The sequence below is a fragment of the Clostridioides sp. ZZV14-6153 genome (assembly GCF_020657855.1).
Taxonomy (GTDB): domain Bacteria; phylum Bacillota; class Clostridia; order Peptostreptococcales; family Peptostreptococcaceae; genus Clostridioides.
The window spans coordinates 282,198-297,273 of record NZ_JAGWCZ010000002.1 but is presented as its reverse complement, the minus strand read 5'-3'; the positions used below and the strand labels follow the sequence as shown (position 1 = coordinate 297,273).

Below are 15,076 nucleotides of genomic sequence, written 5' to 3'. Positions count from 1 at the left end.
TTTTAAAAAACCCCCTTCTTACATTTATACTTATATTTTTAGTAAGAAGAGGATAAATCATACATAAAGTTATTAAACAATTTTTGACAATAATGCTGTCGTTATTATAAAATAAACTGCTATACCAGTTATATCAAGCGCTGTAGATATAATTGGTGATGAAACTGTAGATGGATCTGCATCCATCTTTTTTAATAAAACAGGCATAAATGCACCTATCGTTGCACCCAAAACCATATTTATAAATAATGATATTGAAACAATTAATACAATATCTAATTTTTTCATGACAAAGTAAATTACAATACCTGTTATTATACTACACAAAAGGCCTGTAATAATTCCTACAATACCTTCTCTTACTACATTGCTAAAATTCAAATCTTTGTTAGACAATGTTATTACTGTAACAGATGATGATTGTGTTCCAATATTACCACCCATACCTATTACTACAGGTATAAAAAATACCAACGGAGCATATATAGGATTCATTATATAATCTAAATTAGAAAGTATTAAAGAAGCTAATAGACCTCCAATTAATGTAATAATTAACCATGGCAGTCTACCTCTAAGAGCTGATATTGTCTGCTCTTTTAATGTAGGATTGTCCTTTTCAGCCACTTCTCTTTCATGCTCTGAACTTCCTGCAAATTTATACATATCTTCAGTTGCTTCTTCTTCCATAACATCTATTATATCATCTACTGTTATTATCCCTTTTAGCTTTTCTTGTCTATCTACTACTGGAATTGCTATTAAATTGTATTTCGATACTAACCTAACTGCTTCTTCTCTATCTTCATCTACATAAACAGAGATTATATTTTCACTCATTAAGTCTTCTACTATATTTGCATCTCTCGCTATTATTAACTCTCTTAACGATAATACTCCAACTAGCTTTTCTTCATCATCAACTACATATATATAATAAATAGTCTCAGCTTCATCAGCTTCTTCTCTCATATGTTCTATTGCCTCAAGAGCTGTCATATCTTTATTTATAGAAATATATCCAGTGGTCATCGTTCCACCTGCAGAGTCTTCATCATAGAATAATAATTCTTTTACATAGTCAGCGTTTTCTTGATTTAAAAGATTTATTATATGTTCTCTTTCTTCTTCTTCAAGCTCACTAAGTTTGTCTGCCATATCTCCAAGAGACATAAGTTCAAGTATGTTTTTTGCGTGTTCTACATCTAACTTAGATAAAATACTAATAAAAAACTCTACACTACCTTCTTCTAATATAGAAGATGCCATATCCAGAGGAAGTACTTCAAACAGTTGAATTTTCATGTCTTCCTCTAAATTTTCCATTATATCGAATATATCAATTATATGATATTCCTCTATTAATTCTCTTAACTCCAATACTTTATTATTATCAATTAATGATTTTACTTCATATAATAAATCTTGGGAAGCATCCAGTTTCCTATCCATATAACCCACCTTTATTTATCATTATATCCAAAATTATTTATATAATTTTGTAAATTTCTCCAATTTTCTTTAACCTTAACCCATAATTGGAGATTTATTTGTGAACCTAAAAGTAATTCTATATCTTGTCTTGCTGATTTACCTATTCCTTTTAGCTTCCTACCATTCTTTCCTATTATTATTCCCTTATGTGAATCTCTTTCACAATATATTACAGCAGATACATCTACTATTTCTTTATCATTTCTTGCTTTCATTTTTTCAATTTCAACAGCTACACCATGAGGTATTTCATCATTAAGATAATGAAGAACTTTTTCTCTTATAAGTTCTGCTATTAATACTCTCTCTGGTTGGTCTGTAATCATATAATCTGGAAAATACTTTGGTCCTTCTTCTAAGTAATTTTGTATAACTTTTATTAAAGTATCTGTATTTTGCCCTTTTAATGCTGATATTGGTACTATCTCTTTGAAAATACCTTCTCTATCATACATTTTTATTATATCAAACAATTCATCTTTTTGGCCTAGTTGGTCTATTTTATTTACAACTAGAATTATTGGTGTCTTAACAGATTTTAAATCCTCTATTATTTTTCTGTCTCCAGGACCTATTTTTTTAGAGTCATCAACTACAAATAATATTAAGTCTACATTTTTAAAAGCTTCTGTTGCTGCCTTTACCATAAATTCACCTAATTTATTTTTAGGTTTGTGAATACCTGGTGTATCTAAAAATACTATTTGAGTTTCTTCATCTGTATAGACTGCTTGTATTGTATTTCTTGTAGTCTGAGGTTTATCACTCATTATAGCTATCTTTTCCCCTACTACATTATTCATTAAAGTAGATTTCCCTACATTTGGTCTACCTACTATACTGACAAATCCTGATTTGAACATTAACTGTCTCCTAACTTTTACCTTCTTGTATTTAACTACTTTAAATTCATTTTAATTTTTTAATTTATTTTAAATCATTTCCAGAGAAATAGTTTGGTAGCAAATCTTTTATATCATGCTCAAACACCTCTCCTTTAGTATATCCTGTTATTATTTTTATATCAGAACCAAACTCTATAATTACTTGTCTACATATTCCACAAGGATATGTTTGCTCATTATTTTCTGAGTTATCACTTGCTATAGCTATTTTATATATATCTTTGTCACCTTCTGATATAGCCTTAAAAATAGCTGTTCTTTCTGCGCAATTTGTTCCACCTAATGATGCACATTCTATATTACATCCAGTATAAACTTTTCCACTCTTAGTTAAAAGAGCTGCACCCACTCTAAAACTTGAGTAAGGAGCATAAGAATGTTGTCTAGCATCTTCTGCCAACTTTAACAATTCTATGTTGTCCACAACATCTCCTCCTGTATACACTTATTAGAATTTCTTTTTATTTAATACTCTACATTATATCATAAAAATTTAATTATCACAGATTTGTTTCATTTTAAATATTTTATGTACATTCATTTTAATTATAAAACATTCCAAGCTGAAATACTAATATTGCTATTAACACGCCTAACAAAGCTCCTGCTATAGTTTCCCAGAATGTATGTATTTTTCCCTCAATCCTACTTTGAGCAACCAATACAGCCATTATATATGCAAGAGTAGATGCAACTACTCTTTCTGTCATAAGCGTAATTGCAGTTGCTATAGCAAATGCTAAAGCAGCATGACCACTTGGCATACCTCCTTTTAAAGGTGTCCCTGTTGAAGTCAATGCTTTTACTACTACTACAGCTATAAGAACCAATAATATACATATCAAGGTTATATGCAGTTCTGATTCTCTTATCTTATAAATTAGAATCCCAGATATATCTGTCAATTTATCATAAAATAAAATATATCCAACCACCACTGAGTTTAATGCTGCTACTAGTACACCACCTGCTGCAACATCTTTTGCTATTTTTGCAAGTACATGATATTCATCAGTTACCAAGTCTACTGCTTTTTCTATAGCTGTATTAAACATCTCAGCAACTACAACTAAACAGATAGACATAAGTAACATTATCATTTCCAATTTTGAAAAGTTAAAAAATAAACTTATTATAAGCACAGCAACTGAACCTAAGTAATGTATTTTCATATTCCTTTCAAATTTAAATGTATATAATATTCCTTCTATAGCTGCGTTAAAAGCTTTAATTATACCTTGACGAGTTTTTCCTGTTTTCATAAGAATTACTCCCTTGTTATGTTTAACTTATTTAATATGTATTCTTCTTTTTCTCTCATTTCCTTTGTATTTTCATCTGTATCATGGTCATACCCTAAAAGATGAAACATACTATGACATATTAAAAAACATACTTCTCTTTCAAAACTATGATTATATTCTATGCTTTGCTCTAAAGCTCTCTCAAGAGATACTACTATATCTCCTAAAGATTCTTCTTCCAATTCAATATCTTCAAAATCATCACTTAAAAGAGGAAATGATAAAACATCAGTTGGTCTATCAACCCCTCTATATTCTCTATTTAATTCATGAATCTCTTTATTATCTACAAAAGAAAGACTCACTTCATAATTATCATCATATCCTTCATAATCCAAACACTCTAAAATTATATCTTTTATTTTTTCTATTAGTTCTTCATTTACTTCTAATTTATCTTGTCTATCATCTAATATCAAATCCATTAATTACACCTACTTTTTATTCATTAATAATGCTATACATCTATATTACTACACTTTTACTTTCTTTTGAAAGTCTTTTCCTGTATTTTCATTTTTTTGCGCTCTTCTTTTTTAAATTCTTCTTTTTTATCATGCTTCTCATAAGCTCTTATTATTCTTTGTACTAACTCATGTCTTACAACGTCTCTGTCTGTTAACATTATAGAGCCTATCCCTTGAACGCCCTTAAGAATCTCTGTAGCTTGTATAAGACCACTTTTTTTATTTTGTGGCAAATCTGTTTGTGTTATATCACCTGTAACTACAGCCTTAGAACCAAATCCTAATCTAGTTAAAAACATTTTCATTTGCTCAGAAGTTGTATTTTGAGCTTCATCTAATATTATAAAAGAATTGTCAAGAGTTCTACCTCTCATAAATGCAAGTGGTGCGACTTCTATAGTACCTCTTTCTAAATATTTATTAAACTTATCAGCGCCCAACATTTCAAATAATGCATCATATAATGGTCTTAAATATGGGTCGACTTTATCTTTTAAATCTCCTGGTAAAAATCCTAAACTTTCTCCAGCTTCCACTGCTGGTCTTGTAAGTATAATTCTACTAACTTCATCTCTTTTAAAAGCTTTCACTGCCATAGCCACAGCAAGATAAGTCTTTCCTGTTCCAGCCGGTCCAACACCAAAAGTTATATCATTATTTTCTATAAGCTTTATATACTCTTTTTGCCCTAAAGTTTTAGGTTGAACAGCTTTACCTCTTTGAGTTATAACAATTGTACCTTCAAGTTCTTTTATCTTTTGCTCACTGCCTTCAAGTAAAAGAGATAATGAATAAGAAATGCTTTGTTTATCTAAATGCTTACCATTTGATACAGTTTGATGCAATTCATTCATAAGTTTTAATGCAGAATCTACATTTTTTTCCTCTCCTATTAAAATTATATTACCCTCTCTAAGTATTACATCTATATTTAAAGTTTTCTCTATTAATTTTACATTTTCATCAAAGTTGCCAAATAACTCTCTTTCAAAATTGCCATCTGCTATTGTAAATTTTTTTTGTATTATCAATTGAATTAATCCTCCTCAAGTTTTAGGTTAAATTTTATTAATTGTTGTTACTATTATTATTTTGACTATTGTTACTATTTTGATTGCTATTATTTCCATCAGAATTATTTTGGTCGTTATTATCTTTATTATCCTCATTAAACTCATTTCTTATATCATTTATGGGTCTTTTTTGTGGATTAGAAGGAACTTCCTCTTCTCCTTCTTTCGGTTTACTATCTTCCTTTATAAATCTTTCTGCCTCTGATTTACTAAGAGGATAAATTTTAGCGATATTTTCACTAGTTTGAACTGTTATTAAATATTCTAACATATTTTTATTAACCTTATAGCTATGTTTTACATCTATTATTCTAGCCGAAGCTGGTATTATGTATTCTAATTCTTTTAAAGCTTTTTCAGATAGTTCTTTTTTCAACTCTTCTTTATTCTTTTTCACTTCAACTTTTTTGGTTTCATAAAAAGTACTCGTCTTTATTTTTATAGGGAAAGTATAGTCTCCCATTGAAAGTCTTTTTTCTTTATTTTCAACAACATAATTCTTATATTTTATATTTTTTCTAATTGTAAATTCTTTATCATAAAAACTTATTGTGTGTACTTTTTTCTTTTCTCCAGTTTTTTTATTTACAGTATCTACATAGCTTGCCTTTTTAGTAGATTCATAGAAAGTACTTGCCCATACTTCTGGTATTGATTTTGTATTAGCACCATTTAGTAAGACATCTCCCTTTTGGACTATATCTCCAGATTTAACAACAGATTTACCACTTCTAGGGATTACCTTTTCTATTATACCATTTTTTAAAGCAATTACATTACAATAATTTGATTGGTCTGTAGATTTTAAGGATTCAGCCTTTTTTGTAACAGTAACAAATATATTGGTTCCCTTTACATTAATAGATAAATATGCAACATCATTAAATTTTGACATCATATGGTCTCTAACTTCTTTTCTATCAACACTCTTTTTGTATACTCCTGGTCTCACTCCAACTTTATAAAGTTCACTTCTAAGAGCTTCTTTTTTTATACCTTCTGGAGATTGTATATACACATCCGTTACAAATTGTGATGTTGACATCAATAAAAGTAAAGAAACAATAGCACAAATCCACATACCTTTGTGCTTATAAATTCTTTTAATAATAAAAGGAACTCCTGTTTTTTGTTTTACCTTAATATCAAACTTACTCCCTCTATAAATATTCTTAAATTCTTTTATATCTTGTCTATTTATATTAAACTCGATTTTAGTATTTTTTATTCTAGTTACATTGTAAACATTTATCCCGTTTCTTATAAGATGATTTAAAAATTGTTCAAGCCCTACTCCTTCCACAACTATAACATAGTATCCCCTTATAAAACTTATCAAGTGTATCTCCTCCTAATCAACATACTCCACATTGTATATAATTCCCTTTATACCTATCTCACTGTCAGTAATATACTTAAGTGAAAGTTTATCCCCAGATATTTTAATTGTTTTTACCTTAGTCTTTATTTTTATTAAATCAACTTCATATTCTAGTATTGATAGATAATTTTCTATACTCATAAAAGTATTACTTGTAACAGTAACAACTGGTTGATTTACTTGTAAATCAGTGGATATTTCTAACATGAGCATTACCCCCTTAATTAATTTTATGCTTAAAATAGGTATTTATGCACTTTATTGATACTATCATGGAGTAGTTTTAAAATTTTTTAGACAGTAAATACCTAATATTTAATATATTATTTAAACAAGAAAAAGGTAATCATATTGATAAAAATCAACATGATTACCTTTTTACTTTTTTTTATATAAAATCTAAAAAGTATACAATTTTTTTATTAGTCTTGCTCTATTAAACCATATCCACCTGCTTTACGCTTATATACTATATTTATTTCAAAATTATCTTGATTTCTAAACATATAGAAATTGTGTCCTACCAACTCCATCTGAAGAATTGCCTCTTCTGAACTCATAGGTTTTACATTAAATTTCTTTCTTCTTTCTATAACTATATTTTCATCTTCCTCATCATCATAATCATAATCATTAAATTCGCCACTATTATCTATAAAGTCAATATTTTCAAATCTTATGCTCTTATTATTTTGAACTTTGTCTTTAACCTTAGTCTTATACTTTACAACTTGTCTACTTAATTTGTCACAAACAATGTCAATTGCTGCATATAAATCTTCTTCTACATCTTCTGCCCTTATTATTTGACCACTAATAGGAATTATTGTAACCTCCACTTTCTGTCTATCCTTTTTCGCACTTACTGTTACTTTCACTTCTGATTCAGGATCAAGGTATTTTTCTAACCTACTTAATTTTCCATCTACGTATCCTTTTATTCCGTCAGTTAATTTCATTTGTCTCCCAGATACTATTATTTGCATAAAAACCTCTCCCTTCGAGCCTTTCCAATTCTAATACTTTAATATGTTCATCTTTAAATATATTTTTGATACATTTATTATATTTAAATTAATATAATTGTATATGAAAATGATTATTTTTAATAGTCTATTTATTTTTTATTTGATATGATATTATTAAAAGTACGGGGTAATTTACAAAACCTTTACATTCTATTTATTAACAAACCATACAACTATTTATTAATAAACCATATAAAATAATTCAAAAATCCAGCATAAACCAACCACATTAGATAAACCAAATTTATATATCCAGCTCTCTTATCTATTTTAGAAAATTTCAAAATAACTATTATAGAAACCATAATCATTATTATGATGTCTATTAAAGCTGTAAATCTAAGTCCAAATCCAAAAAATAATATACTCCAGACAAAATTTAATGCAAGTTGTAATCCATAATAAAATACTGCATCTCTTACTTTAGGCAAGTTGTAACCTTTTTTTAATATTAGGTATGAAGATATACCCATCAATATGTACAATATAGTCCAAATTATAGGGAAGATAAAAGCTGGTGGTGCAAAACTTGGTTTTGTAAGTTGTAAATAGTACGTTGAAATATCTGTTCCACTAATCAACATGGTCAAAATACTACTTAAATAACCTATTATTAATGGTATTGATATGTTTATCAAAAAATTTCTAATTTCCTTTACCGATATAATCAAATTTTTCCCCTTCTTTCAAAATTTTCTTTGATTATAGATATGCTTAGAGATGACTTGTTATTCTCAAAAATTATAAAAAGCCTAGAGATTTCTCTCTAGGCTATATCAATCTATTGTAAGTTTTGTTTTACCAACTTATTTATAAGTTTTCCATCAGCTCTACCCTTAACTTTTGGTTGAATAACTGACATTATTTTTCCCATATCTTTCATAGATGTTGCTCCTACTTCAGATATAGTACATTTTACAATTTCTTCTAACTCTTCTTCGCTTAATTGTTGAGGTAGGTACTCTTTTAAAACTTCAATTTCAGCTTCTGTTTCTTTTATTAAGTCTTCTCTTCCAGCTTTTTCAAATTCAACTAATGCATCTCTACGTTGCTTTAATTGTTTTGCTATTACATCGATAATTCCATCTTCATTAAGTTCAGTTCTATTATCAACTTCATACTGCTTTATGGAAGCTCTTATTAAAGTTACTACAGATTTTCTCACTGTATCTTTGTTTTTCATCGAAGATTTCAAATCCTCTTGTAACTTTTGCTTAAGGGACATCCCCTTCACCTCTTTATTCTTATTTACTACTATTTTTTAGCGTTTTTTCTTCTTGCTGCTTCAGCTTTTTTCTTACGCTTAACGCTTGGCTTATCATAGTGCTCTCTTTTTCTTACTTCTGACATGATGCCAGACATTGCACATTGACGCTTAAATCTTCTTAAAGCGCTGTCTAATGTTTCATTTTCTCTAACTCTTACTTCTGACATTTCTTTTTCCCTCCCTCCAATAGCGCAATTATGCTGGGACTGTAACTATGTTCTTTTTGCATAATATGCATTACAACCTAACACTTTGTTTATTATAAACTAAATTTTTACTTTTATCAAGTATTTTTATCAAGAAGGAACTCAATTTTTCAATAATTTAGTTTAGTTTTGTTCTGCTTCGTAATTAGGAAGCTTTTTACCTGCTAAAATATGATAGTGCAAATGCTTAACTTCTTGCCCTCCATCGCTTCCACAATTATTTATGATTCTGAATCCAGTTTGGTCAAAACCTTTCTCTTTAGCTATTTTATTAATAACAACATGAATATGTGACACAATATCCATTTCTATATCAGGAATATCAATTACACTATCATAATGTTTTTTAGGTACAACTAATATATGATATGGAGCAACTGGGTTCAAATCATTAAATGCCAATACTCTTTCATCTTCATAAACTTTAGTTGAAGGTATTTCTCCGTTCGCTATTTTACAAAATATACAATCCATTTCCTTCCACCTCCTATCTTATAAATATTATAATTTCTACATGTTATAGCAAAATTCCTTCTACATATTCATTTTTTACATCATTTATTTTTACTTTTAATATCTGACCTTGTATGTTTTTGTCACTTTCAACAACAACTCTTATATAATTTGAAGTTAGTCCCTCAAACTTATTCCCCTCTATATTTTGTTCAAATAAAACATCTAATTCACTGCCAATAAATTTAGTTGCAAACTTATTAAAGTTTTCTTTGCTTAAATTTAAAAGTTGTTCACTTCTAAAGTGTTTTATTTGAGGGTCAATTTGATTTTCCATAGTTGCAGCTGGAGTTCCTTTTCTTGGCGAATATTTAAAAATGTGCATTTGTGAAAGCTCTATATCTTTTAAAAACTCGTATGTTTGTTTAAATTCCTCATTTGTTTCTCCTGGAAAACCTACTATTACATCTGTAGTTATTGCTACATTTGGCATTTTATCTCTTAATCTATCCACAATAGTCTTATACTCTAAAGTTGTATATCTTCTATTCATTCTTTTTAGAGTTTCATCACATCCACTTTGAAGTGATAGATGATAATGAGGACAAACCTTCTCCATCTTTAAAACTTCATTCACAAATTCATCAGTAAACAAAATTGGTTCAACAGAGCTAAGTCTAATTCTCTCTATTGCATCTATCTCATTTATTTGTTTTATTACATCAAGAAGTTTAATATTCTTATCTTTTAAATCTTTTCCATAAGATGCTACATGTATTCCTGTTAATACAATCTCTTTATAGCCATTTTTAGCCAATTTTTTCACTTCATCAACTATACTATCAATATCCCTACTTCTAACACGTCCTCGGGCATAAGGAATGATGCAATAGGTACAAAATCTGTCACATCCATCTTGAATTTTCATAAATGCTCTAGTCTTTCCATTAGTCTGACTAATTTCTATTTCTTCAAATGCCTTTACCTTCATTATATCATCAACTGTGCTAACTTTTTTACTTGCATCTATCTTTCTAATCTCTTCAACAATCTTTCTTCTATCATTTGTACCCATGACTAGGTTTACTTCTTCTATATCCAAAATTTCTTCTGGCGATACTTGCGAATAGCATCCCACAACAGCTATTATTGCATCTGGATTTTTCTTTTTAACTCGTCTTATATATTGACGAGATTTTCTATCACTCATATGAGTTACTGTACATGTATTTATAACATAAACGTCTGCATATTCTTCACTATTAACTTGTTCATATCCATCTTTTTCAAATAGTTCTAGCATAGCTTCAGTTTCGTATTGATTGACTTTACACCCAAGTGTATAAAAAGCTACTTTTTTCAATTTATTATTCTCCTCCTAAATCACTTAGCTCATACAAAGCTATTGTTGATGCTACAACAGAAGCTGTCTCAGTTCTCAATATTCTAGGTCCTAATGATACAATGCTGCAATTATTTTTTTGAACTTGTTCTATTTCTTCCTCAGCAAAACCACCCTCTGGACCTACAAAAATTCCAACCCTATCTATATTAGAATCACAACTTTTAAGTGCCTGTTTTATTGAGACAGTTCTTTCATTTTCATAAGGGCAGATATTTACATCATTTTTTTTCATATCTTCTAAAGCTTCTTTGAAACTTAAAACACCTCTTAAATTTGGTATTTTACCTCTTTTACTTTGCTTTGCGGCTTCATAAATTATTCTTTCCCAACGTTCAAATTTTTTATCTTCTTTTTTATCATCAACTTTAGCAACACTTCTCTTAGTTTGAACTAATATTATTTCATCTACACCAACTTCAGTTAATTTTTGAAGTATCATTTCCATCTTTGGAGCTTTTGGAAGACCTTGATATAACTTTACCCTCAGTTTAGATTCTCTATTTATATCAACTTCTTCTAAAATTTTTAAATTAACCATATTTTTTTCTATATTTGTTATCTCACAAATGTACTCATTATTATCTTTATCACATATCTCAAGTTTTTCCCCTAGTTTACACCTTAAAACTTTTGAAATATGTTTTACATCTTCACCTTCTATAATGCAGGCTTTGTCTTGTAAATTTATATTATTTTTTTCAACAAAAAATCTATCCATTACACTCCACCCTGCCTTTTACTTTTTAAGTTTAGAAACTATTGCCGACCATTCGCCTAGTTTTTGAACCTCAACTATTTCAAATCCATTTTCGATTAAACTTTCTTTAACTTCCTCTACTTTGTCCAAAATTATACCTGAAGATATAAATATAGCATCTTCTTTCATAAAATTTTGTACATCTTTTGCAAGTATTTTTATTATATCAGCTATTATATTTGCAACTATAACATCAGCTTTATCCTTTATTACATCTGTTAAATTACCATGCATTACAGATACATTCTCTTCAACTTTATTTTCAAGCACATTTTCTTTTGCAACTTTTACTGCAACTTCGTCTAAATCTACAGCTACAACTTCTTTTGCCCCTAATTTAGCTGCTGCTATTGCAAGAATTCCGCTACCACAGCCAATATCAAATACTTTAGAATCTTTATTTACATATTTCTCTAATTCTCTAATACACATACTAGTAGTCTCATGTGTTCCTGTACCAAAAGCCATACCAGGGTCAAGTTCTATTATCAAATCCCCTTCTTGCATATTATAATCTTCCCATGTAGGTTTTACTACTACCCTTTGTCCTACTTTTGTTGGTTTATAGTATGCTTTCCATGCATTTGCCCAATCAGCTTCATTTACTTGGTCTAGTGACACACTTCCTTCACCTATATCTATACCAAAATCTCTTAAGCCTAAAACTTTTTGTTTTATAATTTCGACAAATTCCATCACATTTTTTTCTTCTGAAACATAAGTCTTTATTAATACATCTTCTTCTTCGTTCTTTTTAAATACTTCTTCTTCTACATAATCCCAATCTAATTCATTTTTCTTTTGAAATAAGAAATCTTTTGGGTCTTCTATTACAGCTCCTCCAGCTCCTTGTTCATATAGTATATTTGTTATTGCTTCAACTGCTTCTGTTGTTGTTTTTATAGTTACTTCTATCCAATTATTCATAAGTTTACCTCTCTTTTCTATATTAATTTTCCTATTTTTCCATAACTTTTATTATATCATAAATATCATACTTTTTTGTTTTATAAATTTTTTATTAGTTTATATCTATATTATAGTAAATTTACTTAATTTATAATAAATTGTCTAGCTTATTTTTAGCACTTTATTTGATTATACTTTTTCCTAAATGCATTTTAAACAGTGAGCATTATATTTATTACATACAAATCACCAAAATGTACATTTTAAACAAAAATTTTTAGTTATTTTATATGTTTCCTACAATAAAATCATCTGATATTATATAATTAAAATTTAAATTATTAAGGAGAACTATAATGTCAGAAGTAATATTAAAAGATATATCAAAACTTTATTCTAATGGATTTAATGCAGTAAAAAATATAAATATAGATATTAAAGACAAGGAATTTATTGTTTTAGTAGGCCCATCTGGTTGTGGTAAATCGACAACGCTTAGAATGATTGCTGGTCTTGAAGAAATATCTTCTGGAGAATTATATATTGGAGATAAACTTGTCAATGATATAGAACCAAAGGATAGAGATATAGCAATGGTTTTTCAAAATTATGCTTTATACCCTCACTTATCTGTTTATGAAAATATGGCATTTGCACTTAAACTTAGAAAAATGCCAAAAGATGAAATAGATAAAAAAGTTAAAGAAGCTGCTAAAATATTGGATTTAGTTCCTCTTTTAGATAAAAAACCTAAAACATTGTCTGGAGGTCAGAGACAAAGGGTTGCTCTAGGACGTGCAATAGTTAGAAACCCTAAGGTATTCTTAATGGATGAACCTCTATCTAACTTGGATGCAAAACTGAGAACTGCCATGAGAACAGAAATAACTAAGTTACATCAACAACTTGGAACTACATTCATCTATGTAACACATGACCAAGTTGAAGCTATGACTATGGCCGATAGAATAGTGGTAATGAAAGATGGAGTGGTACAACAGATTGCAACTCCACAAGATGTATACGACTATCCAGCTAATGTGTTTGTTGCAGGATTTATTGGAGCTCCACAGATGAATTTTATTGATGTGACATTGATAGAAGAGAATGAAGAAATATATGCTAAAAACGAATACATTAAGATAAAATTAAATAGAGAAAAACACTATGATTTAATAAAAGACAACTATATTGGAAAAGAAGTTATTATGGGTATTAGACCAGAGGATATACATATAGAAGATACTTTTATTAAAGCTAATCAAGATACTTGCTTTAAGTCAACAGTTGAAATAAAAGAACTTATGGGAGCAGAGACTTATGCTCATTTAAAATTAGATGTAAATACAATAACAATTCGATTTGACAGCAAAAATAGAGTTGATGTTGGTGATAACTTAACACTTTCAGTTGATAATAATAGAATACACTTATTTGACAAAGAAACTGACTTAGCTATAAGATAAGAGTATAATCTTATTTCTAAGGAGACTTTATGGAAGACTTGAAAAGTTTTTTTGAAAAACAACTCAATAAAAAAATAAATATTTACCCTTATAAAAATCAAAGTTTAGATGCCAATAGTCATTTAGTTACTTTTAATGATACTATTTATGTTATTGATTTTTTAGATGAAAATAACTTAGATAATCTAAATGGTCACTTTTATTTAATTTATCAGCCACATATAGATTTTGAATATTTAAAAGGTATTTTTTATAACTTATATGATGATATAAATATAATGCAACATAGTAGTTTTTTTGTAGTAAACTCTAAATATAACTTAGATATTAATGTAACTACACAAAATATAATTGAAACTGAAACTTATCAAAGTACTTATATTTTTTATCTTGGTGAGTTAGATAACAAATCTGATTTTAATTTTAGATTACAGTTATGCTCTGATTTACTATCTCATATTGTAAAAGATAATGCTAAAGATAAATTTTTAAATTTATTTGACCTTATTAGATATAAAACTTTAGACTTAATTAACAAGGACGATGTACTTAATAGACTGATAGACTTCAATAAGATAAAATCTATTGATGAAGAGCTTCTATCTACAGGAATAAAATTTATAAATAATGACTTAAACATCTCTAAAACATCTAGTGATATGTTTTTACATAGAAATACACTGGTGTATAGGCTAGAAAAAATTAATGAAATACTCAACCTTGATTTAAAAAACTTTGAGAATGCAATGATTTTTTATCTAAGTGTAAAATCTTATTTTCTATATAAAAAAATTTAACTACTAAATTAAGCAGAAATTTTGTATATTAGTTCAAATTTCTGCTTAATTTTAATTCAAAATATTGTATACCTATAAAGTATTCTGTACTTCAAGTTTATGAATATCCAATCAGTCATATTTTGCAAATAGTATTTTTAAATTTATTAAATACTAGACCTATT

At 28.2% G+C, this 15,076-nt stretch carries 18 protein-coding genes; 2 read left to right on the top strand and 16 right to left on the bottom strand.

Annotation, left to right across the window (positions count from 1 at the left end; genetic code table 11):
• Positions 1-72 precede the first annotated feature (72 nt).
• From mgtE to prmA, 16 genes are all read right to left on the bottom strand, one after another.
• Complete coding sequence (gene mgtE, locus KGF46_RS04130; RefSeq protein ID WP_227842148.1) at positions 73-1,452, bottom strand: magnesium transporter; 1,380 nt, start codon at positions 1,450-1,452, stop codon at positions 73-75.
• Positions 1,453-1,463: 11 nt separating this feature from the next.
• Complete coding sequence (gene era, locus KGF46_RS04125; protein WP_227828221.1) at positions 1,464-2,357, bottom strand: GTPase Era; 894 nt, start codon at positions 2,355-2,357, stop codon at positions 1,464-1,466.
• A 64-nt stretch (positions 2,358-2,421) separates the two neighbouring features.
• The gene (locus KGF46_RS04120) at positions 2,422-2,823 is read right to left on the bottom strand and encodes a cytidine deaminase (protein WP_227432595.1); all 402 of its coding nucleotides are present in this window, start codon (positions 2,821-2,823) and stop codon (positions 2,422-2,424) included.
• 118 nt (positions 2,824-2,941) lie between these two features.
• A complete protein-coding gene (locus KGF46_RS04115) occupies positions 2,942-3,661 on the bottom strand; it encodes a diacylglycerol kinase (RefSeq protein ID WP_227828220.1) in 720 nt (239 codons plus the stop codon).
• A gap of 5 nt (positions 3,662-3,666) precedes the next feature.
• Complete coding sequence (gene ybeY, locus KGF46_RS04110; protein WP_227828219.1) at positions 3,667-4,128, bottom strand: rRNA maturation RNase YbeY; 462 nt, start codon at positions 4,126-4,128, stop codon at positions 3,667-3,669.
• Between the two features lie 56 nt (positions 4,129-4,184).
• Positions 4,185-5,201 (bottom strand): PhoH family protein, encoded by a 1,017-nt coding sequence (locus tag KGF46_RS04105; protein WP_227482837.1) that lies wholly within the window; start codon positions 5,199-5,201, stop codon positions 4,185-4,187.
• Positions 5,202-5,238: 37 nt separating this feature from the next.
• Positions 5,239-6,582, bottom strand: a complete 1,344-nt coding sequence (yqfD, locus tag KGF46_RS04100; protein WP_227828218.1) for a sporulation protein YqfD — start codon at positions 6,580-6,582, stop codon at positions 5,239-5,241.
• Between the two features lie 12 nt (positions 6,583-6,594).
• Positions 6,595-6,831, bottom strand: coding sequence for a YabP/YqfC family sporulation protein (locus KGF46_RS04095; protein WP_227432590.1), 237 nt, complete (start codon positions 6,829-6,831; stop codon positions 6,595-6,597).
• Between the two features lie 215 nt (positions 6,832-7,046).
• Positions 7,047-7,610, bottom strand: coding sequence for a ribosome hibernation-promoting factor, HPF/YfiA family (gene hpf / locus KGF46_RS04090; protein WP_227828217.1), 564 nt, complete (start codon positions 7,608-7,610; stop codon positions 7,047-7,049).
• A gap of 215 nt (positions 7,611-7,825) precedes the next feature.
• Complete coding sequence (locus KGF46_RS04085; RefSeq protein WP_227840729.1) at positions 7,826-8,323, bottom strand: TspO/MBR family protein; 498 nt, start codon at positions 8,321-8,323, stop codon at positions 7,826-7,828.
• 110 nt (positions 8,324-8,433) lie between these two features.
• A complete protein-coding gene (locus KGF46_RS04080) occupies positions 8,434-8,877 on the bottom strand; it encodes a GatB/YqeY domain-containing protein (RefSeq protein ID WP_227828215.1) in 444 nt (147 codons plus the stop codon).
• A 29-nt stretch (positions 8,878-8,906) separates the two neighbouring features.
• The gene (gene rpsU, locus KGF46_RS04075) at positions 8,907-9,086 is read right to left on the bottom strand and encodes a 30S ribosomal protein S21 (protein ID WP_003416618.1); all 180 of its coding nucleotides are present in this window, start codon (positions 9,084-9,086) and stop codon (positions 8,907-8,909) included.
• 162 nt (positions 9,087-9,248) lie between these two features.
• Complete coding sequence (locus KGF46_RS04070; protein ID WP_227432586.1) at positions 9,249-9,599, bottom strand: histidine triad nucleotide-binding protein; 351 nt, start codon at positions 9,597-9,599, stop codon at positions 9,249-9,251.
• A 43-nt stretch (positions 9,600-9,642) separates the two neighbouring features.
• Complete coding sequence (mtaB, locus tag KGF46_RS04065) at positions 9,643-10,941, bottom strand: tRNA (N(6)-L-threonylcarbamoyladenosine(37)-C(2))-methylthiotransferase MtaB (RefSeq protein ID WP_227828214.1); 1,299 nt, start codon at positions 10,939-10,941, stop codon at positions 9,643-9,645.
• A 4-nt stretch (positions 10,942-10,945) separates the two neighbouring features.
• Complete coding sequence (locus KGF46_RS04060; protein ID WP_227828213.1) at positions 10,946-11,701, bottom strand: RsmE family RNA methyltransferase; 756 nt, start codon at positions 11,699-11,701, stop codon at positions 10,946-10,948.
• A gap of 18 nt (positions 11,702-11,719) precedes the next feature.
• A complete protein-coding gene (gene prmA, locus KGF46_RS04055) occupies positions 11,720-12,667 on the bottom strand; it encodes a 50S ribosomal protein L11 methyltransferase (RefSeq protein ID WP_227828212.1) in 948 nt (315 codons plus the stop codon).
• A gap of 338 nt (positions 12,668-13,005) precedes the next feature.
• Between prmA and KGF46_RS04050 the strand changes: the two genes are divergently transcribed.
• Both KGF46_RS04050 and KGF46_RS04045 read left to right on the top strand, forming a co-directional pair.
• Positions 13,006-14,115: an ABC transporter ATP-binding protein gene (locus KGF46_RS04050; RefSeq protein ID WP_227828211.1), complete on the top strand. Its 1,110-nt coding sequence runs from the start codon at positions 13,006-13,008 to the stop codon at positions 14,113-14,115.
• Positions 14,116-14,144: 29 nt separating this feature from the next.
• The gene (locus KGF46_RS04045) at positions 14,145-14,912 is read left to right on the top strand and encodes a helix-turn-helix domain-containing protein (RefSeq protein WP_227828210.1); all 768 of its coding nucleotides are present in this window, start codon (positions 14,145-14,147) and stop codon (positions 14,910-14,912) included.
• Positions 14,913-15,076: the final 164 nt, after the last annotated feature.